The organism is Roseovarius sp. THAF9 (assembly GCF_009363715.1).
Classification (GTDB): Bacteria; Pseudomonadota; Alphaproteobacteria; order Rhodobacterales; family Rhodobacteraceae; genus Roseovarius.
On sequence record NZ_CP045404.1, the window covers coordinates 2,467,238 to 2,492,142 of the forward strand.

23 protein-coding genes are annotated in these 24,905 nt (G+C 64.5%); 15 read left to right on the top strand and 8 right to left on the bottom strand.

The window, feature by feature from the left end:
* Positions 1-16: 16 nt before the first annotated feature.
* Both FIU86_RS12265 and FIU86_RS12270 read left to right on the top strand, forming a co-directional pair.
* Complete coding sequence (locus FIU86_RS12265; protein WP_152475343.1) at positions 17-613, top strand: YceI family protein; 597 nt, start codon at positions 17-19, stop codon at positions 611-613.
* Between the two features lie 108 nt (positions 614-721).
* Positions 722-1,564 (top strand): 3-keto-5-aminohexanoate cleavage protein, encoded by an 843-nt coding sequence (locus tag FIU86_RS12270; RefSeq protein WP_152475344.1) that lies wholly within the window; start codon positions 722-724, stop codon positions 1,562-1,564.
* Between the two features lie 47 nt (positions 1,565-1,611).
* Here the strand turns inward: FIU86_RS12270 and FIU86_RS12275 are convergent, their stop codons facing one another.
* From FIU86_RS12275 to FIU86_RS12295, 5 genes are all read right to left on the bottom strand, one after another.
* Positions 1,612-2,478, bottom strand: a complete 867-nt coding sequence (locus tag FIU86_RS12275) for a sulfotransferase domain-containing protein (RefSeq protein ID WP_152475345.1) — start codon at positions 2,476-2,478, stop codon at positions 1,612-1,614.
* Positions 2,471-3,304 carry a sulfotransferase domain-containing protein gene (locus FIU86_RS12280; RefSeq protein ID WP_152475346.1) on the bottom strand — a complete coding sequence of 278 codons (834 nt, stop codon included), beginning with the start codon at positions 3,302-3,304 and terminating at the stop codon, positions 2,471-2,473. Before FIU86_RS12280 ends, FIU86_RS12275 begins: the two co-directional genes overlap by 8 nt.
* 178 nt (positions 3,305-3,482) lie before the next feature.
* Positions 3,483-4,598, bottom strand: coding sequence for a porin (locus FIU86_RS12285; protein WP_152475347.1), 1,116 nt, complete (start codon positions 4,596-4,598; stop codon positions 3,483-3,485).
* 473 nt (positions 4,599-5,071) lie between these two features.
* Complete coding sequence (locus FIU86_RS12290) at positions 5,072-5,458, bottom strand: carboxymuconolactone decarboxylase family protein (protein ID WP_152475348.1); 387 nt, start codon at positions 5,456-5,458, stop codon at positions 5,072-5,074.
* Between the two features lie 15 nt (positions 5,459-5,473).
* A complete protein-coding gene (locus FIU86_RS12295; RefSeq protein ID WP_216647177.1) occupies positions 5,474-6,319 on the bottom strand; it encodes an ADP-ribosylglycohydrolase family protein in 846 nt (281 codons plus the stop codon).
* A 604-nt stretch (positions 6,320-6,923) separates the two neighbouring features.
* Here FIU86_RS12295 and FIU86_RS12300 point away from each other — a divergent pair.
* The 3 genes from FIU86_RS12300 (at position 6,924) to FIU86_RS12310 (ending at position 9,631) form a co-directional block, all read left to right on the top strand.
* Positions 6,924-8,360: an ammonium transporter gene (locus tag FIU86_RS12300; protein ID WP_152475349.1), complete on the top strand. Its 1,437-nt coding sequence runs from the start codon at positions 6,924-6,926 to the stop codon at positions 8,358-8,360.
* A 13-nt stretch (positions 8,361-8,373) separates the two neighbouring features.
* Positions 8,374-8,604 (top strand): hypothetical protein, encoded by a 231-nt coding sequence (locus FIU86_RS12305; RefSeq protein WP_152475350.1) that lies wholly within the window; start codon positions 8,374-8,376, stop codon positions 8,602-8,604.
* A 124-nt stretch (positions 8,605-8,728) separates the two neighbouring features.
* On the top strand, positions 8,729-9,631 hold the full coding sequence (locus FIU86_RS12310) for a DMT family transporter (protein ID WP_152475351.1): 903 nt from the start codon (positions 8,729-8,731) through the stop codon (positions 9,629-9,631).
* A gap of 23 nt (positions 9,632-9,654) precedes the next feature.
* On the opposite strand, the gene FIU86_RS12315 is transcribed toward FIU86_RS12310, so the two are convergent.
* From FIU86_RS12315 to FIU86_RS12325, 3 genes are all read right to left on the bottom strand, one after another.
* A complete protein-coding gene (locus FIU86_RS12315; RefSeq protein ID WP_152475352.1) occupies positions 9,655-10,017 on the bottom strand; it encodes a hypothetical protein in 363 nt (120 codons plus the stop codon).
* Positions 10,018-10,133: 116 nt separating this feature from the next.
* The gene (locus tag FIU86_RS12320) at positions 10,134-11,450 is read right to left on the bottom strand and encodes an FAD-binding oxidoreductase (protein WP_152475353.1); all 1,317 of its coding nucleotides are present in this window, start codon (positions 11,448-11,450) and stop codon (positions 10,134-10,136) included.
* Positions 11,451-11,550: 100 nt separating this feature from the next.
* Positions 11,551-13,356, bottom strand: coding sequence for a hypothetical protein (locus FIU86_RS12325; RefSeq protein WP_152475354.1), 1,806 nt, complete (start codon positions 13,354-13,356; stop codon positions 11,551-11,553).
* 216 nt (positions 13,357-13,572) lie between these two features.
* Here FIU86_RS12325 and FIU86_RS12330 point away from each other — a divergent pair, with 216 nt between their 5' ends.
* From FIU86_RS12330 to FIU86_RS12375, 10 genes are all read left to right on the top strand, one after another.
* Entirely contained in the window at positions 13,573-14,592 is a 1,020-nt protein-coding gene (locus tag FIU86_RS12330) for a glycosyltransferase family 2 protein (protein WP_152475355.1), read from the top strand.
* Between the two features lie 10 nt (positions 14,593-14,602).
* Positions 14,603-15,013 carry a GtrA family protein gene (locus FIU86_RS12335; protein WP_152475356.1) on the top strand — a complete coding sequence of 137 codons (411 nt, stop codon included), beginning with the start codon at positions 14,603-14,605 and terminating at the stop codon, positions 15,011-15,013.
* A 326-nt stretch (positions 15,014-15,339) separates the two neighbouring features.
* Entirely contained in the window at positions 15,340-17,310 is a 1,971-nt protein-coding gene (acs, locus tag FIU86_RS12340) for an acetate--CoA ligase (RefSeq protein ID WP_152475357.1), read from the top strand.
* A gap of 2 nt (positions 17,311-17,312) precedes the next feature.
* On the top strand, positions 17,313-17,999 hold the full coding sequence (locus tag FIU86_RS12345; RefSeq protein ID WP_152475358.1) for an adenylate kinase: 687 nt from the start codon (positions 17,313-17,315) through the stop codon (positions 17,997-17,999).
* A gap of 62 nt (positions 18,000-18,061) precedes the next feature.
* A complete protein-coding gene (locus FIU86_RS12350; RefSeq protein WP_152475359.1) occupies positions 18,062-18,322 on the top strand; it encodes a DUF4212 domain-containing protein in 261 nt (86 codons plus the stop codon).
* A gap of 3 nt (positions 18,323-18,325) precedes the next feature.
* The gene (locus FIU86_RS12355; RefSeq protein ID WP_152475360.1) at positions 18,326-20,110 is read left to right on the top strand and encodes a sodium:solute symporter family protein; all 1,785 of its coding nucleotides are present in this window, start codon (positions 18,326-18,328) and stop codon (positions 20,108-20,110) included.
* A 105-nt stretch (positions 20,111-20,215) separates the two neighbouring features.
* Positions 20,216-22,036 carry a DUF294 nucleotidyltransferase-like domain-containing protein gene (locus FIU86_RS12360; protein ID WP_152475361.1) on the top strand — a complete coding sequence of 607 codons (1,821 nt, stop codon included), beginning with the start codon at positions 20,216-20,218 and terminating at the stop codon, positions 22,034-22,036.
* Positions 22,037-22,040: 4 nt separating this feature from the next.
* Positions 22,041-22,559, top strand: a complete 519-nt coding sequence (locus FIU86_RS12365; protein WP_152475362.1) for a hypothetical protein — start codon at positions 22,041-22,043, stop codon at positions 22,557-22,559.
* A 1-nt stretch (position 22,560) separates the two neighbouring features.
* On the top strand, positions 22,561-23,982 hold the full coding sequence (locus FIU86_RS12370; RefSeq protein ID WP_152475363.1) for a 3'-5' exonuclease: 1,422 nt from the start codon (positions 22,561-22,563) through the stop codon (positions 23,980-23,982).
* Between the two features lie 74 nt (positions 23,983-24,056).
* On the top strand, positions 24,057-24,833 hold the full coding sequence (locus FIU86_RS12375; protein ID WP_152475364.1) for a cobalamin-binding protein: 777 nt from the start codon (positions 24,057-24,059) through the stop codon (positions 24,831-24,833).
* Positions 24,834-24,905 lie beyond the last annotated feature (72 nt).

The following is a 24,905-nucleotide window of genomic DNA, read 5'->3' on the forward strand; positions in this document are numbered from 1 at the left end:
AATGACAGGAGACCTCATGCGACTTCAATTCCCGACTTCCGCTTTGGCCGCGATGACGCTCGCCACCGTTCCGGTCACCGCCCATGCGGAAATGGCCCGGTACGAGCTTGATGCCAGCCATACCGCCATCTTTTTCACCGTCGAGCATATCGGTTACGCAAAGACGCTGGGCATCTTTCCCGGCGTCGAGGGCAGCTTCGACTACGATGCCGAAACCAACGAACTGGGCGAGGTCAGCGTCACCATCGCCGCCACCAGCGTGGACACCTTTCACGAAGGCCGCAACGAGCATGTCCGCGAGGCCGACTTCCTCGATGTGTCGAACCATCCCGAGATCACCTTCACCGCCAACGGCGGCAGCGCCAGCTCGGACACCGAAGGCACCGTCGAAGGCGAGTTGACGATACTTGGCGAAACCCGGCCCGTGACGCTGGACGTGACGCTGAACAAGGCCGCCGAATACCCCTTTGGCCACAAGCGGTTCACGCTCGGCCTGTCGATGCAAACCAGTATCCAGCGCAGCGAATTCGGCATGACCTACGGTGTCGAGAACGGGTTGGTGGGCGATACGGTCGACATCATGATCGAAACCGAAGCGATGCGGATGGACTGACGCTACCCGCTTGCCACGTCCGTCCGGTTTGGGGTAACGCGGTCCAGAGGGCCGCGGACCGGATCGGGTTTGCGGCCAATACCCTGACCCTGAACAGAAAGACCGCCGATGCCCGACGTCTCCGGCAAACCCTGCATCCTGTGTTGCGCTATCACCGGCTCGCTGCCGCGCACCTCCGACAACCCAGCGGTGCCGATCACCGTCAATCAGCAGATCGAAAGCAGCCACGCCGCGGTCGAGGCCGGGGCGAGCATCATCCACGCCCATGTCCGCAACGACGACGAATCGCCCTCCTCCGAGCCCGACAAGTTCGCGGCGCTCAAGGAAGGGCTGGAAAAGCATTGCCCGGGCGTGGTGATCCAGTTTTCCACCGGCGGACGCTCCGGTGCGGGCAAGGCGCGGGGCGGGATGCTGCCCCTGCGCCCCGACATGGCGTCGCTCTCGGTGGGCTCGAACAACTTTCCGAACCGCGTTTACGAGAATCCGCCCGACCTCGTCGACTGGCTCGCGTCTGAGATGGCGGTCCACGAGATCACCCCCGAAGTCGAGGCGTTCGATCTGTCGCACATTCTGCAAGCGATCGCCCGGCACGAGGCGGGCACCCTGCCGGGTAAACTCTATGTTCAGTTCGTCATGGGCGTGAAGAACGCCATGCCCGCCGACAAGGCAGTGTTCGATTTCTACGTCAAGACCATGCAGGACCGCGCGCCGCAGGCCAACTGGTGCGCGGCGGGGGTCGGTGCCAACCAGGTGGTGGTCAACGAATGGGCCATCGCCGCCGGCGGTCACACCCGCGCGGGGTTGGAAGACAACGTGCGGCTGGACCGCGACACGCTCGCGCCGTCAAACGCGGCGCTGATCGCACGCGCCGCCGACCTCTGTGCGAAATACGACCGCCCCGTGGCGAGCTTTGCCCAGACACGCGAAATCCTGGGCCTGCGCCCCGCATGAAATAAGTTTGAATTCAAATTGTTACGACGCCACGTTAATGCTCCGCGTTAGGCGGATTTGGCGAACTCGGCGGTCTCGTCCAGCATCTCGGGATACCACCGCTCCAACACCGGCGCGAATTCTTCGCGGATGCGCCCCACTTGCGCCGGCGTCAGGTCGTCCTTCCACCCGCCGGCCTTGCCCTTGGCGAAGAAACTTTTCATCCCTTCGGGCCGTTCGGTGAAACCGTGCTTTTCTTCCTGTTTCTTCATCGCTTCGAAACTGGTGGCTTTGATCGCCTTGGCCAGCTTTGGCCGGTCCGGCTTGACGCTCAGGAAGTCCAGCAACCGCTCCATGCTCTTGGCCGGTTTGTCCAGCAGGTCCTCGTAGCGCACCAAGTGCCGCGGCATCCCCGGCACAGTGGCCCAGCGGGTGACATGGTCATCCCACCGCCCCAGCGCATCCAGGATGCCCGACTCGGTTCCCATCACATTCTCGGGGTCGCACATCTTGGCAATCGCCTCATCCAGCGAAACGGATGTATGCCGGGCAAAGGACGGCGCCACGTCGAACGGATTGCGCATGATGTAAAGCGCCCCCGCCGTGACGCTCGGCGGAATAAGATCCACGTTGCCCAGACGAATCGGGGTGCAGTGCGTCTTGACGAAATGCTTGCCCGGCTTGGCCCCCGCGATCATGTGCAGCGCCTTGGTGCGCACGCGCAACCAGTCGTCCACGCTCATTCCTCGGAACGGCCCGCCATTGGCCGCATCAAAGAAATCCTGCCGGATGTCGGCGGTGGTGAACTGGCGCAAGTTATTGATATCAGGCGCCATTCCCGGCGGCATGAAGTAATGCGCCAAAAGACTGCGCAGCCATGTGTTGCCCGATTTCGGGAACGAAGCCAGCCAGATAATCCGCCGCAGATCAGACACTGTAATACCCGTATTTCTTCATCATACGTTTATGATCCCGCCGCACCTTCGTGACCAGCGCGGGGTCAAGGTCGTCCTTCCACTGGCCTGCCTTCCCTTTGCTGAAGAACCGATCGGCATTGGGAGACTTCTCGGTAAACCCACCTTCATCTTCCTGTTTCTTCAGTTCATCAAAACTGGCAAAGCGGATCGCCCGGTCCAGCCGCTCCGGCACCACCGGCACCCCCATGAACTCCAGCGTCTTGGCGAAATGCGTCTGCGGGTCTTCCAGCAGGTCCTCGTAGCGCAGCGCCAGCACCGGAAAGGCCCCGCCCTGGGTCCAGTCCTTCACATGATCGCTCCAGCTCCCCAGAAACTGCCAGGTCGTTGTCGCGTCCGGCGCGTTGGCATTGTCCGCCCGCCCGATCGCCTCGGCAGTCTCGGCATGGCTCATCCCGTAATGCCGCGCGTAGGACAACAGCATGTCCAGCGGATTGCGCAGGATATAGATCGCCTGCCGGGTGAACCGCGGCGGAATCAGCTCGGTGCCGAAGGCGACGTTCCGGCAGTTATGCGTCTTGACGAAGTTCACGTCCGCATTGTTGGCAACGATCCCCTGCAACACGCGGTCACGCAGCTGCAATGTCGCCTCCGGGCTACTGAAATCAACGGGACGACCCGCCGCCGCAGTATACCGGTCCGGCTTGGAATCCCCGAACCCGAACCGCTGGATCTGGTTGATGTGAAGCGGCTTTTGCGCGTCGGACAGATAGTTGGCAAGGAATATCCGCATCCATGTATTTCCGGATTTCGGATAGGAGGCCAGCCAGACGATGCTTCTTTTCATGTCCATCCTTCGGGGCGCATCAAAAAGGGAACGGTTTCCCGTTCCCTAGAGCATTTCGAGACAAAGCTGAACCTCGGCAGTCGCGTTTTTTCACACTGCGCGTCATCGGTGCCCTTACTTCAATAGAAAACGGCGGGGAAGCACGCTTCCCCGCCGTTCAAACTCGGTCAAGCTAAGCTTAGAAGCTCAGGTTGATCGCGGTGCCGATTGCGGTACCATCGACGTCGGTGCCAGCAGATGCGTCCGTGGTTTCGCCCACCAGAAGGTAGGAAGTCCAGCTGACGCCCGGTCCCAAGTCGCGGTTGGCCGCGAGCTTGTAGTACTCGTAATCGTCGGTCAGAGCAGGTGCGCCGGGAGTGTCAGCTTCGCCGAAGTAGGCTTCGAGGCCGAAGGTCCAGGGACCGGGCGCATCGTAAGCCACACCAACGCTGTAACCTTCTTCGTCACCGATGGTAACATCGTTGTTGTTTTCAGCGTAGGATGCGCCGAAGGTGAAGCCGCTGAAGCCGACTTGGAAGCCAACGCCCCAGGTTTCCGGATCGGAAACACCAACTGCCTGTGCATCACCGGTGCCCCAACGTGCGGCCAAGGTGATGTCAGTGGTGCCGAAGGACTGGCTGTAGTTCACACCGAGGTCGAAGATATCGGTCACGCCAATATTGCGATTCACCGGTGCGTTGTTGGCAGCGTTACCGAGCGGGCCGAAATTCGCTTGCGGCGCATACGAGATACCGGCGGTGAAGCCCGAAAAGCTCGGCGTGTAGTAGGTGATACGCGCGACGTCGTTGTTGCCCGCAACCTCGGTGTAGGAGGAAACGCCAGCCTGACGGAAACCTGCCGAGTGACCGGGGTCAAACGGGATGAAGGCCGAAGCGGAGGGCGAGTTGATCGCCATGGAGCCGACTTGCGGTGCGCCAACCATCATCTTGTAACCGGCCGAGTTTTCGAAACCGGCGTCGATGCGGCCGAACGTGTCGCTCGAGATCGACATGTAGGCTTCGTCGATACCGTCCGTACCACCACCGCTGTTCAGAGCTTCCATCTGAACGTTGATGCCGAATGTCATGCCGTTGTCCAGCGTGATGTTCGGGGTGAAGATGATTTCAGCGTTGGTGAACATCTGGATACCGTCGAAGTCCGTGCCGGCTGCGAATGCGGTGCCGGTGGACACGTCGGTGTATGCGATGTGCTGTTGGAAGAAACCACCCCAATCCAGGTTCCAGTCCTGGGCCGAGGCAGGGGCAGCAGCGACGCCGAGGGCGATTGCGCTGGTGCAGAGAAGTTGCTTTTTCAAGGTTATCCCTCCTTAAAGCAGGAAAGTTACAAGTTCCACCGCCCCCGATCCAGGACACGGCTTGGGAGGATGAATGCTGTAAATGCCCCCTCACTGTCAACGAACCGCCCCCATCGCATCGTGTTGTTAGACGCTCTGTGACGTATTTCACACACACATCCCCCACGGGCCGGGGCAATCGGTCTGAAAAACGCGAAATCCCCCGCTTTTTAAGGGGTTTCGGACACCTGCAGGCTGCGCTTTGCAGCGGGCGCGGCGGCCCTACCGGCATCTTTAAGCGACTCGCTTCGCGACGAGAGGTGCGACTCGGGGCGAGCGCGCGACATTTCCGTCACACTGTTTCCCGCCAACAGGCCATACCAACCCTTGGTTTGCCCTGAGGGCGCGCGCGACGAAGACCAACGCCGCGCAACGCCCCGGCTGCTGAGCAGACATGACGCACGTTTCCCCCGTTTGAACCCGCGGATGATTCTTCAGACACCGCGTTCCTCCAGCACCTTGCGCGCGTGCCGGAAGCATTCCAGCCCCTGCGGCACCCCGCAGTAAATCGCCACGACGTGCACGATGGCGCGGATCTCTTCCTTGGTAACCCCGTTGTTCAGCGCGCCGCGGCAATGGATCTCGAACTCGTTCATCTTGCCCAAGGCCCCGATCATGCTCAGGTTCATCATGCTGCGGGTCTTGGCGTCGATCACCTCGTCGCCCCAGCCGAATCCCCAGCACCAGGCCGTCATCGCCTCCTGGAAGGGCCGCGTGAACTCGTCCGCCGCAGCCAAGTTCTTTTCCACGTACTCGGCCCCCAGCGTGGCCTTGCGCTGCTCCAGCCCCTTCAGGAACAGGTCTTCGTCGAACAGGCTCATGAGTTTTCCTCTCTGCTATATGTCTATCGGACGCAGCGCATAGAGATCCTCCGCCGCGGTCCTTATCTTGTCATGGTCGTATAGCCGCGCGCGCCACTCTTCGGGAATACCGCCATATCCATAGATGCGCCCGGCCAGTTGCCCCACCACGGCGCCCACCGTGTCGGCATCCCCGCCCAGGTTCACGCCCGCCAGAATCACGTCGCGAAATGTGTCGCCCTGCGTCAACGCCCAGAAGGCCGCGTGCAGCGTGTGCACCACGTAACCGCTGGCCTCCTCGGGCGGCGCCTCGGGACGCGGCAAAAGCCCCATGTCGCCAGTCGCAAGGAACTCCGCCATATTCGCCGCCGCCCTCTGGCACAGCGGGCTGGCATGGGTCAGCCGGCTTTGCAGCTGCGCCACCGCCATGGCGCTTTCTTTCGAGGCGCCATAGGCGATCACCACCGGCGCCAGCCGCATGATCCCGCCGTTGCCGCTATAGTCATCCTCCACCGGCCCGGCATAGGGGTTGCCGGTCTGCTGAAACCGGGTCAGCGCGGCGTCGGTCTGGTTGCCAATGTCGAAACACACCCGCGTCGACGACAGGTACCCGTTGTCGCGCCAGTTCACGAATCGTCGCATCGCATCCTCGGCGTCCCAGCCATTGGCCGAACGCAGCATCTGCGCCAGGCACATCGCCATCGAGGTGTCGTCCGTCCACTTGCCGGGCGCCAGGTTGAACGGCCCCCCACCCACCATATCCGTGATCGGCTCGAAACTGCCGCGCGTGCGAAACTCCAGCGCGGTGCCCACCGCGTCGCCCACGGCCAGCCCCACGAGCATTCCGATGGCCTCATCTTCGCTAAAGGGTTTCTGCATCATATTTCGGGAGCCTCGTCATCGAAACGCACGTGACCTGCGCAATTAAAGGTCTCAAACACCCCGCGTGCGTTATCTGCCTGTGGAACCCCTTTCATGCCGCTTCCCTGTCACCACGGATCTACCGTATTGGTGAACGGCCCGGGCGCGACGCGCAAGTCTCTGATTTAACTATCGCGCGTATGGGGGCGCCTTCGTTGTCCCTGTCGCCCGTCCCCGCCGACCTTCCGCACGAACCTGCGCTGAGAACGGGCTCGATCAGCGGCCCCGATTCTCCGGACCGGGCGCGAGTGCACTGAGAATATCGTCGAATCTCGGAAAACGCGGCACGCGGCAGGGCACCGGATCGAACGGAACCAGAGGCTGCCAGCCAAGGATTAATAGTTAATTTTCTTTCTTCGTGGGAAATTTTTATTCATTTTGTGATTTTTTTTATAGCAAAGTGCTCAACTTTTGCGCATCCTGCCTTCATCCGGAGGGTTGCCAATTCAGGGCCCGCCAGACATCGGCCCCGTTCAAGAGCGGCCGACAAACGAAAATAGGTGCACCCGGTCGGCGCCATCCTCCTGTCGCCTTACGGGTCGCACTACATTGGGAGGACAGTAAATTGGATACCGATATCGGTGCACTGACGGTGATATTCACCGAGTTCTATTATTGGGTGACCGTACCACTCATGTTCCTGATTCACGTGGGCTTCTGCATGTACGAGGTCGGCGCCAGCCGCCACAAGAACCACATGCATACCGTGATGAAGAACACGATGCTCATGCCGCTGGTGACCATCACCTTCTTCTTCTTCGGATGGTGGATCTACTTCGCCTTCCCCAACGGCCCCGGCATCACCGGCGGCATCACGCAATCCGACAACGCCGTGCCGTGGTCCGAACTGATGGGCACCCACCTTGGCGGCCCCGGACCGGCGCTCGAAAGCGCGCAAGGCTACGGCGCCGAACTGGGCAACAGCTTCTGGAACCGCCTGAACGGAGTCTTCTGGGCGGCCTTTCTTTTGTTCAGCTGGACTGCAGCATCAATCGTGTCGGGCGCCACCATCGAACGCATCCGGCCCACCGCCTTCTGGATCCTGGCCGTGGTCATCGGCTCCGGCACCTGGATCATCGACGCGGCCTGGGGCTGGCACCCGGATGGCTGGATGGTGACGCAACTGGGCTATCACGATGCCTATGCCTCGGGCGTGATCCACGCCATCGCCGGAGGATTCGCCCTCGGCGTGATTGTCGTGCTGGGGCCGCGGATCGGCAAGTTCGCCCCCGACGGAACACCGCGCAACATCAACCCGCACAACAAGTGGCTTGTGACGATCGGGCTCTTCTTGATCTATTGCGGCTTCTGGGGATTCTACGTGGCCTGCAACGTGCCGATCATCGACCATGGTACGCTGGGTGGGGCCGAAGGCGTGGTGAACTTCACCGCCACGACGATCTACCTCACACCCACAACACTGTCGGCCATCGTCTTCAACTTCCTGATGTCGCTGTCGGGCGGCCTGCTGGCAGGCTACGTGGTGTCCAAGGGCGAGGCGTTCTGGACATATTCGGCAGGCCTTGCCGGCGTCATCACCGCCTCTGCGGGCAATGACCTCTACCATCCGATACAGGCGATGCTGATCGGCGCCGTGGGCGCGGCCTGCGCGTACAAGCTTCACTTCTGGGTCGAGCGCCGCTTCAAGATCGACGATCCGGTGGGCGCGGTGGCCGTGCACGGCTATGCGGGCTTCATCGGCCTGGTGATCTGCGGCTTCATGCTCTGGGGCCATCCGGCAACGGCGGCCTATCATGAAACCGTCGCTGTCATCACGCCCTGGGGCCAGTTCGCGGGTGCGGTCATCATGTTCGGCGTGCTGGGCTTCCTGCCCGCCTTCATCGTGTCCAAGATCCTGATGGGCATGGGCATGTTGCGCGTACCGCCCGCGGTCGAACTCGTCGGGCTCGACATGTCCGAGGAGATCGCCGAGGAAATGGACGCCATAGAGGTATCCGAAGCCGACATCGCCGAGGCCAAGCGCCTTGGCCTGCTGACTTGAGGAGGATCACAAAATGTCAACGACAGCTGTAGAAACCTGGGCAGGTGCGGACCTGTCCCAGATCGGGCCGATCTATCCGATGGTCGGCACTGAAATGATCCTCTTTATCGTCGGCGTGATATTCTGGCTGGCGTTCCACGTCCTGCAAGCCAGGATCGAACGCCGTGAACTTGACGCGGACGAGGCGGCGGCCCGCAGTCCCGAACGCATAAAGCGGGTCTTCGAAGAGGAGGCGCGGGAATAAGACCTCCCCCGCGCCGCCGGAACGCCGGCCTTCGGGCCGGCGTTCTTCGTTTCGGGACCAGGGCATACCGGCCTTGCGCCAGCCGCTATGGACACCCCTCCGGCCCTCTGCCACTGATCGCGCCATGACTGTCCAGACCCCCATGCCTGAGGATATCCAGAACCGCACGCTCGGTCTTGCGGCGGCATTGGGCGTGCTGGTGATCTGGTCGGGCTTCATCGTGTTTTCCCGCGCGGGCGTGCAGACGGCGCTGACCCCCGGCGACATCACCGCGTTGCGCTTCATGGTGACAGGTATCCTGCTGACGCCCTTCGCCTGGGCGTGGTGGCCCCGGCACCTTGGCCCGGTGCCGATCGTGCTGATCGTGCTTTGCGGGTCCGGGGCGCTTTATGCGATGCTGGTCTACATGGGTCTGCGCTACACCTCCGCGGCTTATGCGGGGGTCTTCACCAACGGGGCGCTGCCCTTCTTCACCGTGCTGCTGGTAACCGGCTTCACCGGCGCCCTGCCCAACCGCCTGCAACTGCTCAGCCTCGTCATTGTCACGGTCGGCGCGGTGCTCGTCGCCGTCACCGGTATCCGCAGCAGCGGCGAAGGCGCTGCTTTGGGCATCGTGTTCTTCCTGACCGCCGCGGCGATCCAGTCGATCTATATCTTCGGCGTGCGCCGCTGGCGGCTGACCCCGCGACAGGCACTGGTGACAATCAACATTCCGAACGCCCTGGTTTTCCTGCCGCTATGGTACTTCTTCCTGCCCTCAGGTCTGGCCCAGGCCGACACCGGCATGATCCTCTTTCAGGCCGCCTACCAGGGGCTTGGCCCCGGCATCCTGGCCATGGTCTGCTTTGCGCTGGCCGCCAATCACCTTGGCCCCACGCACACCGCCGGCTTTTCCGCCGCAGTCCCGGCCTCGGCGGCCCTGCTCGCCATTCCCGTCCTGTCGGAAATCCCCGGCCCGCTGGAATGGACCGGCATCGCGCTTGTGACCATCGGCCTCCTGATGCTGGTCCGCGCCCGCGACACCTGAGCGCGCAGCGCAGCCCCACCGTGTCAGGGACAGCCGAACGGCACGAAAGTGCTCGCCATCCCTTCGTTCATCGTCATCTTCAGCAGCGTCTCGGCCAACCGCCATTCCTCGTCGGTCATCGGACAGATTTCGGCCTTTGCGGCACAGCCTTCGTCGATGAACACCTGGTTCTCGGTCAGAAACTCCATCCGCAGCCCCTCGGCCCCCTGCAAGGTGATCGCATCGCGCACCGACGCTTCGTAAAGACTGCACTTTTGCGCCGTCCAGCCGCCGTCCAGCCTGTCCGTGGCCGCCGCGACATCCGCACCGGCCATCCCTATCGTGGCCGCCATCGCAAGGACCCGCGCCGCGTCTGCACGACCCAAGGGCATCTCGTTGCTTTTCATCGGAATTTTGCCTCGCCCGCTTTTTAAGGAAGGCTACGCCGCCGAATCGCATGTGGCTACTACCGCATAACGTGTGCGGCGGAAAACCGCCGACACCCGCGCGCCCTGCCACGACCCTACCCGCGCCGTGCCTGCCATGCCTCCGCCCGGTCGACCCAATGGCGATAAACGACATCCGCCGCCTTCAGGAAATGCGGCTTTTCGAACAGGTGCAGCACATGCCGCGGCAGGTGCGTTTTCGCATAAGCCGTCTCGGATCGCGCATCGCCCACGGCCAACCATCCCGCCTTGGCCCCAAGGTAGGGCGCCATCACCGTACCCGACCCGCTGAAGCCCATGGCGAAACTGATGCCGTCACGCTCTCCCACATGTGGCATCTGTGCGAAACTGAACCCGGTATAGCCGCTCCAGACATGGCTCAGCTTCGTCTCGGCCAGTTCCGGCCAGACCTCGGCCATCGTCTGCCTTTGCCGCTCCGCCGCAACCGCCAGCGGCACATCGCGCATCGCGGCTCGTCCGCCGAACAGAATACGCTTTCCGTCCGGCGAAACCCGGAAGTAACTGTGCCGCGCCCGCGTCTCGACCATCATCCGCCGCCCCGGCGCCAGATGCCCGATCAGGTTCTCCGGCAATTCCTCGGTGGCAATGATGAAACTTGGCAGCGGGAATACTCGCTTTACATGCCAGTCAAAGGGCCGCGTGGTATAGCCGTTGGTCGCCAGCACCACCTTGTCGGCCCGGATGCGCCCCTTCGGCGTGCGCGCCACGTGCCGGGAGCCGTCGCGCTCCATCGCCTCGACGCGGGCATGGCTGACCACCGGCACCCCGCGCCGCCGCACCGCCTCCAGCATCCCGCGATGATACTTCGCCGGATGCAGCGCGCCATGCTCGGGAAACAGGATGCCGCCGTGGTAAATCCCGGTGTCGATCTCGCGCCCCAGCGCCTCGCGGTCCAGCAACTCGACCTTCACCCGGCTTTTCCCACGCACCTTTTCCGCCAGCCGCTTCTGCCCCTCGAAATGCGATGCCGTATAGGCCAGCTGTACGCGCCCGGTCTGCTGAATGTCACAGTCGATCTTCTCGGTCTCGATGAACTCTCGCGCCCAGTCCAATGCCGGGGCCGCCTCGGCCAAGAGCGCGTCCGCCACCTCCGCGCCAAAGGCGGCGGCCATCTTGCCCCAGCTCAGCCGCGGATGCGCGCCCACCATCCCGCCATTGCGGCTCGATGCGCCGTCTCCCGGCACGCGCGCCTCGACCACGACCACCTTCGCGCCGCTGTCATGGGCGGCAATCGCCGCCGACAACCCGGTATAGCCCGCGCCGATCACCAGCACGTCGCATTGCTCCGGCAAACCGTCCTCGGTGACCTCGGGCGCCACCGCCTCCCACCACCACGGGCGGCCCGGTTCCGCCTCTCCTGTCCACTGGGTCATGATCACGCTCCTGTTGCCACGCCCAGATTGGCAGCACGCGGCCCGCGGTCAAGCCTCGTTGCCGACAGCACGCACCCCTGTGCCGAACGCGCCCGAAACCTCAGCGCACGACCTTCAGCAGCAACAGCGCCGCATCCGGCCCCTCGACCGGCACCAGACCCTCTGCCGCCTGCCCCGCAGCCAGCCGGGTGGCAAAGGACGTCCCGTCGCCATACCCGGCCTTGCGGCACAACAGCAGGTAATCCGCGCCCGTCCGGTCCAGCGCCGCCCGCATCGCGTCTTCGCCGCCGTCGAACGGCACCGCCCCGTCGGCAATTGCGTCCGCGCTTCGGTGATACGGCCCGGCCAGCGCATCGTGATGCGTCAGCAGCAAAAGCGGTGGGCCGTAACTGCTCGAACTCAGGATTACACCTTTCGGCACCGTGTTCAGGCTCCGCAAAAGATCGGGCTCACGGCAGGTATCCGCATCCACCATCCGCGCGTCCGACGTCGACATCGCGGCCCCCGCGCCACCGCCGCCCGTCAATAACCCGTGCACCGTCGGCAGCATCAGCGTCAGACACGCGGCCACCAGCGCCGGCACCGCGCCAAACTGGGCGAAGCGGCCTTGCCGTCCCGCCGCCAGCAGGCTGGCGACCACCACGCCCATCAACATCGGCACCGCCGCCGCCCCCATCAGGACCAGCCGGATCTGAAACAGCGCCCCGATCGCACCCAGCCAGCCGAACAGCAACAGCACGCCCAGCCTGTCTCGCGCCGCGCCCCCGTGACCGTCACCGTCGTCGCGCCACATCTGCCACGCCCAAAGCACGCTTCCCAAGATCACTGCCATCAGCGCCGGCACGACAAAGCGAAAGCCAAGCCCATTGGCCGCCCACAAGTAAGGCAAGGTCGGCCGCGCCTCGATGATCCGCCCGGTGATAAGCTCCTGCACGTCCCGTGGCAGGCTGTCATAAGGCCCGCTTGCGCACGGCCCGATCAGCGGGCCCAACGCCACGAGTCCCCCGACCGACAGCGCCGCCAGCACGCCAGCCCTCAGCGCCACACCGGGCAGCCTCGGCGACAGCACGACCATTGCCAGGCAGATCCCCGCCCCCACCCAGGCCAGTGCCAGGTACGGCAGCGACAGCTCGTCACAGCGCGCCAGCAGCCAGTCGGCAGGCGCCGTCTGGCCCATGAAAAGCAGCGTCGCCCCCCCAGCCAGCGCCAGGCTGAACCCCGCCAGCTGCCGCCCCACGCCCGGGCGCAACAGCACCACGCGCCCCGCCAGCACCAGCCCGGCCAGCGCGATCGTCACCATGGTCTCCAGCCCCACGGCCAGCGACAGCGCCGCCGCAGCCCCCCCGGCCACGCCCAGCCACGCGCGCGGCCCCGGCCACAGCACGGTGATCATCATCAGCGTGGTCAGCAGGATCTGCACATTGTGATGGTCGATACGTGCCGGCGCGAAATAGGTCAGGCCCGTCGGCGGCCACAGCAGCACCGCCATCACCGCGACCAGCCCCGCAATCCCGCCGAACAGCCGCCGCGCCGACAGCCCCGTCACCGCGATCAGCGCAACGAAAAGCAGGGTCGGCCACACCACCAGCGCCACCGCCGCGGCCTGCGCGTCCCCCATCACCAGCGACAGTGGCCAGATCACCGCCGCGATACCCAGATCCACATAACGCGACCAGTGCATCTCCAGCCCCTCGGGCGGCCGCATCCGGTACTGCACCGTGTCGTACCATTCTTGACCGGCCAGCCAGTCGCGCACCATCAGAAACCGCATGATGTCGTCATTGTCCGACACCGTTAGCGTGTCCACGGGCGCCATCCCCGTCACCACGGCGCGAAACACCACCATGCCGATCGCCAACAGCAGCACGATCGTGAACAGCCTGCTCTCTCTTGCCGCGTTCTGCATCGCCCGGCCCTCTTTTCTTGTTTGTTGCGGTCACTAATCCGACATTCCCGCGACCGCGCAAGCCTTAATGCCCCATGGGCCGCAACACCGCCCGCCGGTGTTTCCTCCGCGCCAGCCGATTGTTTCGAATAACCTCGTAAATCCGCAGATTTGCCGCATTTTGGCCAGCTTCCCCGGCTTTTCTGGCCCGAACCCAGACTGCAAGAGCGCCGCCCCATGTCCGTCCTGTTTCCCAGCGAATTCAATACGCCTCCCCAAGCCAGCGACGACGCGGCCCTGCGCGTGGCGGTGCTGATCCCCTGCTATAACGAGGCCGCGGCGATCGGCACCGTGGTGCGCGACTTCCGCGCGGCCCTGCCCCAGGCCCAGATCTACGTCTATGACAACAATTCCACCGACGGCACTGCCGAGGTTGCCGCCCGCGCAGGAGCCATCGTCCGGCGCGAGCCGCGCCAGGGCAAGGGGCACGTGGTGCGCCGCATGTTCGCCGATGTCGAGGCGGACGTCTTCGTCATGGTCGACGGCGACGACACCTACGACGCCGCCGCCGCTCCGGCCATGGTCGCACGGCTTGCCGACGAGGGTCTCGATCTGGTCAACGGCGTGCGCGTCGCCGGCACCGACACCGCCTATCGCCCCGGTCACAAGCTGGGCAACCATTTGCTGTCCGGCCTCGTGCGCACCATCTTCGGGCGCGGCAGCAGCGACATGCTCTCGGGCTTCCGCATCTTCTCGCGCCGCTTCGTGAAGACCTTCCCCATGATGTCTCGCGGCTTCGAGATCGAGACCGAGCTGACCGTACACGCCCTGGAACTCGACATGCCCACCGCCGAGGTGCCGGGCCGGTTCAAGGATCGCCCCGAAGGTTCGGAAAGCAAGCTCAACAGCATCCGCGACGGTATGCGCATCCTGCGCACCATCACGCGGCTTCTGAAACAGGAACGCCCCCTGCTGGTCTTCTCCGCGCTCGCCGCCGTCTTCGCCATCACCGCGCTGGCCCTTGCCGCGCCGGTCTTTGCCGAATACTTCGCCACCGGCCTCGTACCGCGCCTGCCCACCGCCGTTCTGTCGGCCAGCCTGATGATCCTCGCATTCCTTTCGGGGGCCGTGGGCCTGATCCTCGACACCGTCACGCGTGGCCGTCAGGAAGCCAAGCGCATGCAATACCTGTCGGTGCCCGGCGTCCTGGCCGCGCGCGGCGACGCTCCGGTGGTTGCCACGCCCCACCCCCGATGACCCGCACCCCATGACTTGTCTGGCCAACTCCTTCCCAAGGTTCCTCGCCGTTGGCAGCATTGGCTTTGTCGTCGACGCCGGCGTGCTCTGGGTGCTGGTGACCTTGGGCGGCGACGCCTACCTGTCCCGTGGCCTCAGCTTCGCGATGGCCATGTCCGTGACCTGGGCGCTCAACCGCCGCTGGACCTTTCGCGGCGCCCGCCGCACTGCGCTGCACCGCGAATACGCCGCATACGCCCTGGTCCAGGGGATCGGAACCGCCATCAATTTCGCCGTCTACGCCCTGATGCTCGCACTTCTCGGCACCGGCCCGACAGCCGCTGTCGTGGCGCTGGCCTGCGGCTCGAGCGTGGCGCTGGCCGTCAATTACATTGGCCTGAAACACGCCGTCTTCCGCCCCGCCGCGCCGCAGGACGCGTGATTCACCCCTCTGGCGACCTCGCGCCGTCGCAGACCTGACAACATGTCACAGGCCCCCTTTGCGCCCATCCTGGCCCCTTTCTGCACACACCGGCATACATTCGCCGAGAGTCGCGGAATACTAGAGTACGGAAATCACTGAAAAATTTTTGCATGTGTAAATAAATTTACTTTCTTCCGGAGGTCGCTGGGAAAGTCTTTACAATTAAAAGTCAATGATCCCAACGGCTAAGTGTAAATTTTTACTAAAAGCCTTATAACGCCGCCAATGCGCGAATTGATCTATACCTCGAAGTCGAGGAGCATCCCGTGCGGAGGAGGAGACACATGACAAATCAACCGGAAACAGGTGCGTCCACGTACCCCCCCAGTGCCGATTTCACGGCGAATGCCCATGTTGACGCGGCGAAGTATGACGAGATGTACGCGGCCTCGATCAAGGACCCCGAGGCGTTCTGGGGCGCGCATGGCAAGCGTGTCGACTGGATCAAGCCCTACTCCAAGGTGAAGGACGTCGATTACACCTACGGGAACGTCTCCATCAAGTGGTTCGAGGACGGCACGCTCAACGTCGCCGCCAACTGCATCGACCGCCACCTGGCCGAGCGCGCCGACCAGACCGCCATCATCTGGGAGCCCGACGACCCCAATGACGACGCCCAGCACATCACCTACCGGCAGCTGCATGCCGAGACCTGCAAGATGGCCAATGTGCTCAAGAACCTCGGCGTCGGCAAGGGCGACCGCGTCGTCCTTTACCTGCCGATGATCCCCGAGGCCGCCTATGCCATGCTCGCCTGTGCGCGCATCGGCGCCATCCATTCCATCGTCTTCGCCGGCTTCTCGCCCGACGCGCTCGGCGCCCGGGTCGACGGCTGCGACGCCAAGCTCGTCATCACCGCCGACACCGCCCCGCGCGGTGGCCGCGTGACCAAGCTCAAGGACAACGTCAACCAGGCGCTCCGCCGCGACTTCGACGAGGTCAAATGCCTTGTGGTCAAGCGCACCGGCGACCAGATCGCCTGGCGCGACGGGCTCGACTTCTGGCTGCATGAAGAGGCCGAAAAGGTCGACGACACCTGCGAGCCTGCCGAGATGAACGCCGAGGATCCGCTCTTCATCCTCTACACCTCGGGCTCCACCGGCCAGCCCAAGGGCGTCGTGCACACCACCGGCGGCTATCTGGTTTACGCCGCCATGACGCACGAGATCACCTTCGATTATCACGACGGCGACGTCTACTGGTGCACCGCCGATGTGGGCTGGGTCACCGGCCACAGCTACATCGTCTACGGGCCCCTGGCCAACGGCGCCACGACCCTGATGTTCGAGGGCGTGCCGACCTACCCCGACGCCTCCCGCTTCTGGCAGGTCTGCGAAAAGCACAAGGTCAACCAGTTCTACACCGCGCCCACCGCCATCCGCGCGCTCATGGGCCAGGGCGACGAGTACGTCACCAAGTGCGATCTGAGCGACCTCAAGGTGCTGGGCACCGTGGGCGAGCCGATCAACCCCGAGGCCTGGAACTGGTACCACAATGTGGTCGGCAAGGGCACCTGCCCCATCGTCGACACCTGGTGGCAGACCGAGACCGGCGGGCACCTGATGACCCCCCTGCCCGGCGCCCACGCCACCAAGCCGGGAGCCGCGATGAAGCCTTTCTTCGGGCTGAAGTTCGAGGTGCTGGACCCTGAGAGCGGCAAGACAATCGACACCAACCCCGCCGAGGGCGTCCTTTGCATCGCCGACAGCTGGCCGGGCCAGATGCGCACCGTCTGGGGCGATCACGAGCGCTTCATGAACACCTACTTCCAGCAGTACAAGGGCTATTACTTCACCGGCGACGGCTGCCGCCGGGACGCGGATGGCGACTACTGGATCACGGGCCGCGTCGACGACGTGATCAACGTCTCGGGCCACCGCATGGGCACCGCCGAGGTCGAGAGCGCCCTCGTCGCTCACTCCAAGGTCTCCGAGGCCGCCGTGGTGGGCTACCCCCACGACATCAAGGGGCAAGGCATCTACTGCTACGTCACGCTGATGTCCGGCGAGGAGCCCACCGACGAGTTGCGCAAGGAGCTGCAGGACTGGGTCCGCCAGGAAATCGGCCCCATCGCCAAGCCCGACCTCATCCAATGGGCCCCCGGCCTGCCCAAAACCCGCTCCGGCAAGATCATGCGCCGCATCCTGCGCAAGATCGCCGAAGACGACTACGGCTCATTGGGCGACACCTCAACCCTCGCAGACCCCTCCGTCGTCGACGACCTCATCGACAACAGAATGAACAAGGGGGAATGATCATGGACGGCGCAAAGACACCGCAAACCGCCCCGGTCCTGATCCTGCTCGGCCCCCCGGGCGCCGGCAAGGGCACGCAGGCCCGCCTGCTGGAAGAGAAGAACGGCTTCGTCCAACTCTCCACCGGCGACCTGCTCCGGGCCGCCGTCGCCGCGGGCACTCCGGCGGGACGCGAGGCCAAGGCCGTCATGGACGCGGGCAATCTGGTCAGCGACGATATCGTCATCGCTATCCTGCGAGACCGCCTGGCCGAGCCCGATTGCGCGCAGGGCGTGATCCTCGACGGCTTCCCGCGCACCACCGTACAGGCCGAGGCGCTCGACACCCTGCTTGCTGAACGTGGCCAAAAGATCGACGCCGCCATAAGCCTCGAAGTGGACGACGCCGCCATGGTCGAGCGCATCTCGGGCCGCTTTACCTGCGGCGGCTGCGGCGAGGGCTATCACGACAGTTTCAAGCCCACGGCCAAGCCCGGCATCTGCGACAATTGCGGCGGCACCGACATGAAACGCCGCGCCGACGACAACGCCGAAACGGTGGCGCAACGGCTGGAGGCGTATCACGCCCAGACCGCGCCGCTGATCGACTATTACCAATCCAAGGGCGCGCTTTCGCGCGTGCCCGCAATGGGCCCGATTGGCGAGATCGCCGCCCAGCTGGACACCGTCCTGTCGCAACGGGCGGCATGACAAAACGCCGGTCGGGCCGCATGACGCAGCCCGGCCATTTCACTAGGAGGAGGGACCCCTAAATGTCTCTGGACAAAACAAGCGCGCAATATTGGAAAGCCAATGTGCGTCTCATCCTGATCAGCCTCGTCATCTGGGCGCTGGTCTCTTTCGGGTTCGGGATCGTCCTGCGCCCGCTCATTTCGGGCATCGAGGTCGGCGGCACCGACCTTGGCTTCTGGTTCGCCCAGCAAGGCTCGATCCTCGTTTTCCTGGCGCTGATCTTTTTCTACGCCTGGCGGATGAACAAGCTCGACCGTGAATACGGCGTGGACGAGGTGTAAATCATGGATCAGTTTACTCTCAACCTGCTGTTCGTGGGCGCGTCCTTCGCGCTCTATATCGGCATCGCGATCTGGGCCCGCGCGGGCTCGACCAGCGAATTCTACGCCGCCGGACGCGGCGTGCACCCGGTCACCAACGGGATGGCCACCGCGGCTGACTGGATGTCGGCAGCGTCCTTCATCTCGATGGCGGGCCTCATCGCCTTTACCGGCTACGACAACTCGTCTTTCCTGATGGGCTGGACGGGCGGCTACGTGCTCCTGGCCCTGCTGCTTGCACCCTACCTGCGCAAGTTCGGCAAGTTCACCGTGTCCGAGTTCATCGGCGACCGGTTCTATTCGCCCACCGCGCGCCTCGTGGCCGTGATCTGCCTGCTGGTGGCCTCCATCACCTACGTGATCGGCCAGATGCAGGGCGTGGGCATCGCCTTTGGCCGCTTCCTCGAAATCGACGCCTTCTGGGGTCTGATGATCGGGGCCTGCGTGGTCTTCGCCTACGCCGTGTTCGGCGGCATGAAGGGCGTGACCTACACCCAGGTGGCGCAATACTGCGTGCTGATCCTGGCCTACACGATCCCGGCCGTGTTCATCTCGCTGCAACTGACGGGCAACCCGATCCCGGCGCTCGGCCTCTTTGGTGACACCGCCGAGGGCGAACCGCTGCTGGCCAAGCTGAACCAGATCGTCACCGACCTGGGCTTTGCCGAATACACGGCGGCGCACGGTTCGACCATCAACATGGTGCTCTTCACCCTGTCCCTGATGATCGGCACCGCCGGCCTGCCCCACGTCATCATGCGCTTCTTCACCGTACCGCGCGTGTCCGACGCCCGCTGGTCCGCCGGCTGGACGCTGGTCTTCATCGCGCTGCTTTACCTGACGGCCCCGGCCGTGGGCGCGATGGCGCGGCTGAACATCTCGGAACTGATGTGGCCCAACGGCACCGACGGCGCCGCCGTCAGCGTCGAAGCGATCGAGAATGACCCGGAATACGCCTGGATGGCGACCTGGGAACAGACCGGCCTTCTGGGTTGGGAAGACAAGAACGGCGACGGGCGCATCCAGTACTACAACGATGCCAATGCCGACCTTCAGGAAAAGGCCGAAGCGAACGGATGGGAAGGCAACGAGTTCACGAACTTCAACCGTGACATCCTCGTGCTGGCCAACCCGGAAATCGCCAACCTGCCCGGCTGGGTGATCGGCCTCGTGGCCGCCGGTGGTCTTGCCGCCGCGCTCTCCACGGCGGCGGGTCTTCTGCTGGCCATTTCCTCGGCCGTCTCGCACGACTTGCTGAAGGGTCAGCTGACCCCGAACATGTCCGAACGATCCGAGCTTCTGGCGGCACGTGTCTCCATGGCCGCGGCGATCGTGGTGGCGGTCCTTCTGGGGCTCAACCCGCCGGGCTTTGCCGCCCAGACGGTGGCGCTCGCCTTCGGGCTTGCGGCGGCCTCGATCTTCCCGGCGCTGATGATGGGGATTTTCTCGACCCGCATCAACAACACCGGCGCCGTCGCGGGCATGCTGGCAGGTCTCACGGTGACGCTGCTCTACATCTTCCTGCACAAGGGTTGGTTCTTCATTCCAGACACCAACATCTTCACCGATGCCGACCCGCTTCTGGGTCCGGTCAAATCGACCTCCTTCGGGGCGATCGGTGCTACGGTCAACTTCGCGGTGGCGTTCTTCGTCGCCAGCATCACGAAGGAGACCCCGCAGGAGATCAAGGACCTCGTCGAAAGCGTCCGAGTCCCCCGTGGCGCCGGTGCCGCGGTCGAAGGCCACTAAGATCAACGAGTGCCCCGCCGCAATACATGCGGCGGGGCTTTCGCTTCAAATCCGGTCCGGCCCGCGCCAAGGTGGGCCCGACCACCCCCTCAAGAGGCTCCGACCATGCCCCTTTCGAGCGACCTTGCACAGTTCCTGCGCTCCGTTCACCCTTATGACAGCCTGGATGACAGCGATCTCGAGGACCTGTCCACGCGCTGCGACGCCGCCGATTTTGCCGCCGGCGCCGACATCTTCAAACTGCGCGACACTGTCGACAGCCTCTACATCGTCGTCACCGGCGAGATCGAAATAAAGGACGAGGCCGACGTCCAGCTGTCCCTGCTCGGCCCCCGCAATTCCTTTGGCGAACGCGCGCTCCTGCGCGAGGGCGTCGCCAGCCGCACCGCCACCGCCCGCTCCGACGCCACCCTGATCGTGATGCCGGCGGACGCGCTTTTTGCCCTCATCAAGTCCTCCGCCAAGGTCGCGCGTTTCTTCGACCGTCGCCGCCCGGCGCGCAGCGACCGCAAGGACCTGACCACCCTGCGCGTAGCCGAATTGATGACCCGCGACCCGCTCACCTGCACGCCCGACACCCCGATCCGCGACGCGGCGGCGCGAATGAATGACAAGCATATCTCGTCGATCTGCATCACCGAGGACGGCGACCTGCGCGGCATCCTCACCGTGCGTGACATGAACGGCAAGGTCGTGGCCAAAGGCACCGATCCCGCCGCCCCCATCTCCGGCATCATGACCACAAGCCCCATGACGCTGGAACCCGACGCGCTCGGCACGGACGTGCTCCACCTGATGATGGAACGCGGCATCGGCCATGTGCCTATCACCGAGGGCACGCAGCTGGTGGGCATCGTCACGCAAACCGATCTCACCCGCGTGCAGGCGCTGTCCTCCGGCGCGCTGGTGGGCCGCATCGCCCGCGCAGACGACGCCGCCACCATGGCGCGCGTCACCGCCGAGATCCCGCAGCTGCTGGCCCAGCTTGTCGGCTCGGGCAACCGTCACGACGTGGTCACGCGGCTCATCACCGATATCGCAGACACCGTCACCCGCCGCCTGCTCACCCTGGCCGAGGCAAAGCTCGGCCACCCGCCCGTGCCCTATCTCTGGCTCGCCTGCGGCTCCCAAGGCCGGCAGGAACAGACCGGTGTCTCGGATCAGGACAACTGCCTGATCCTGTCCGATGATGTAACCGAAGCGCAGTTGCCTTACTTCGCCAGCCTCGCCAAATTCGTCAGCGACGGTCTGGATACCTGCGGCTACTTCCATTGTCCCGGCGACATGATGGCGACCAACCTGCGCTGGTGCCAACCCCTGCGCGTCTGGCGCGGCTATTTCGACGACTGGATCGCCCGCCCCAACCCCGAGGCGCAAATGCTGGCCTCTGTCATGTTCGACCTGCGCCCCATCGGCGGCGACACCACGCTTTTCGAATCGCTGCAAACCAACACGCTCGCGAAGGCCGCGAAGAACTCGATCTTCTCCGCGCACATGATCTCCAACTCGATCAAGCACCAGCCCCCGCTGGGCCTGCTGCGCGGGCTGGCCACCATCCGCTCGGGCGAGCATCGCCGCCGGCTCGACCTCAAGCATAACGGCGTTGTGCCCATCACGGATCTGGGACGCATTTACGCACTGCAAGGCCAGCTGCGACAGGTGAACACCCGCGCCCGGCTCGAGGCCGCGCAGGCTGCCGGTCACCTCTCCACCTCGGGCGGCGCCGACCTGCTGGATGCCTACGATCTCATCGCTACCATGCGGCTCGACCACCAGGCGGCACAGGTCAGGGCGGGCGACCTGCCCGACAACTTCCTCGACCCCTCCACCCTCTCGGATTTCGAGCGCAGCCACCTGCGCGACGCCTTTGTCGTGGTCAAGACGATGCAATCCTCGGTATCGTCGGGCAAAGGCATGTTAGGGTAGACGTATGTTCATAGAACTCATCGCCACCATCTTCGCGGGCGTCGCCGCCGCCGGCCTCATGTTGATCATCAACATCGCCACTGGCCGCCGCCTGCCCCGCTGGCTCACGCCCGTGGCGGCGGGTCTCGGCATGATCGCCGCGACCATTTCCAACGAATACACCTGGTACGACCGCACCGCCGAAGCGCTGCCCGACGGCATGCAGATCGCCGTCACGATCGACGAGCAAAGCTGGATTCGCCCCTGGACGCAGATCTGGCCCTATACAGAACGCTTCGCCGCCGTCGACACCGGCAACGCCCGGCGCAACGCAAACCAGCCCGGCCAGACCATCGCCGATATCTACTTCTTCGGGCGTTGGGCGCCGGTCAACAAGGCGCCTGTCCTCTTCGACTGCACCGCGAACCGCTCGGCCCTGCTGATCGACGGTGCGGACTTCGCCGAGGATGGCAGCGTCAGCGACGCCGACTGGCAAAACCTGCCCGAGGACGATCCGCTGCTCGGCATCGTGTGCGAGACCTGACATGTTCACCCGGCTCAGCCTCCGCCTGCGCATCTTCCTCTTCTTCTGCCTTCTGGCGGCGGGCGCGGTGGCACTGGCGGGCGCGGCGCTCTGGTTCGGCTGGTCGCGGGCCGAAGGCACATTGCCAACCGCACCATTCCTCACTGCCTTCATCGCCTTCGCGCTGCTGAACTCCGCACTTCTGGTGGGCGTCTGGCTGCTCTTCGACGAAAACCTCGCCAAGCCGATCGAGATGCTGTCCGCCAACCTCCGCCTGCGCGCCCATTCCGGCGTCGACACGGAACTCTGCCCCGAAAACACGAAATACCTTGGTGATCTCGCCCCCGCCGCCGATGCCGTCACCCGTACGCTCGGCGCGGGCGTCATGGACACCGCCGAGCAGGTCGCCCGCGAAACCGAACGTTTGCGGACCGAGGCCAAGCGTCTCACCTCTCTGCTGACCGAAATCCCCGTCGCCACCATCCTCGTGAACCCGGCGCAGGAAATCGTGCTTTATGACGGGCAGGCCGCCGACATCCTGTCCCAGATCGCCCCACCCCGCCTCAAAGCCCCGCTCGAGGACTATTTCGACCCGGCCAGCCTTGCCGCCGCGCAGGATCAACTGACCCGGACCGGGTCCGAAATCTCGGCCGATTTGCACGACCATTCCGGCGCCCGGCGCTACAAGGTCCGCCTGAAACCCCTTGGCGAAGGCGGCTACATGCTGCTGCTCGACACGCAGGAAACCGAGGTCGACCCCACCCGGGCCCGCCCGCTGGTCTATGATTTCAACCTGATGGAGACCGCCCAGGCCTGCGATATCGTGGACGCCCCGCTGGACACCCTGTGTTGCGTCGCGTTCGACACCGAAACCACCGGCCTGTCGCCCACCGAGGACCGCGTGATCCAGCTTGGCGCGGTGCGCATCCTCAACTGCCGCATCGTCGAGGGCGAGGTCATCGACACCTATGTCGACCCGAAACGCCCGATCCCGCCCGCCTCGACGAAAATACACCGCATCACCGACGACCACGTGCAGGGCGCGCCCGAGTTCGAGTCCGTGGGCCGCGATTTTCACCATTTCTCCCGCGACGCCGTGCTGGTGGCCCATAATGCGCCCTTCGACATCGCCTTCTTCCGCCGCTCCGCCGACCGCATGGGTGTCACGTGGGATCACCCCGTCCTCGACACCGTGCTGTTGTCGGCTGTGGTCTTCGGCACAACCGCCGAACATTCCCTCGACGCCCTCTGCGAGCGCCTCGGCGTAACCATCCCCCCCGAGCTGCGCCACACCGCCCTTGGCGACGCACAGGCCACGGCACAGGCGCTGGTGAAACTCATCCCCCTGCTTCAGGGCAAGGGCCTGACCACCTTTGGGCACGTCATCACCGAAACCCGCCGCCATGGTCGCCTGATCCAGGACCTCAACACCTCGCACGGGTGATCCGCGATCCGGATGGACACCCCGGCCATCTGTGATAGCACCGTGCCCGAACCCACCCGCGCGGATCACAGCCCATGAAGACCTTCCCTCCCGAACGCATCGTCTGCCTGACCGAGGAAACCGTCGAAACCCTTTACCTCCTGGGCGAACAGGACCGCATCGTCGGCGTTTCGGGCTATGCCGTGCGTCCCAAGGGCGTGCGGCAGGAAAAACCCCGTGTCTCGGCTTTCACCTCCGCCGACATCCCCAAGATCCTCGCACTCCAGCCCGATCTCGTCCTGACCTTCTCCGACCTTCAGGCCGACATCGCCGCAGCACTTCTGCGCGAAGGCATCGCCGTCATGGGCTACAACCAGCGTGACCTGCACGGCATCCTCGCCATGATCCGCCACTTGGGCGCCACTGTCGGGCAAGAGGCCAAGGCCGCCCAACTGGTCGATCACTACCGCGACCGGCTGGCACAGGTGGCCGCCAACGCCGCCGGCAAACCCCGCCCCCGCGTCTATTTCGAGGAATGGGACGACCCGATGATTTCCGGCATCGGCTGGGTCTCGGACCTGATCGAGATCGCCGGCGGGCAAGACGTCTTCCCCGAGCTGGCGACCAAGGACAAGGCCCGCGACCGTTTCGTCACCTCCGATCAGGTCATCGCCGCCGCGCCCGACATCATCATCGGCTCGTGGTGCGGCAAGAAGGTCCGGCCTGAGAAAATCGCCGCCCGCCCCGGTTGGGACGCCATTTCGGCCGTCCGCGACAACCGCATCTTCGAGATCAAGTCGCCCCTCATCCTGCAACCCGGCCCCGCGGCGCTGACCGACGGGCTCAACGCGATCGTGGCGGCGCTGGCCTGACCCGCAAAGGCGCGTGCGTCGCGCGGCACGTCACTTGGGGGGCGGCGGCGCGGCGCTTTGGATGATTTGCAG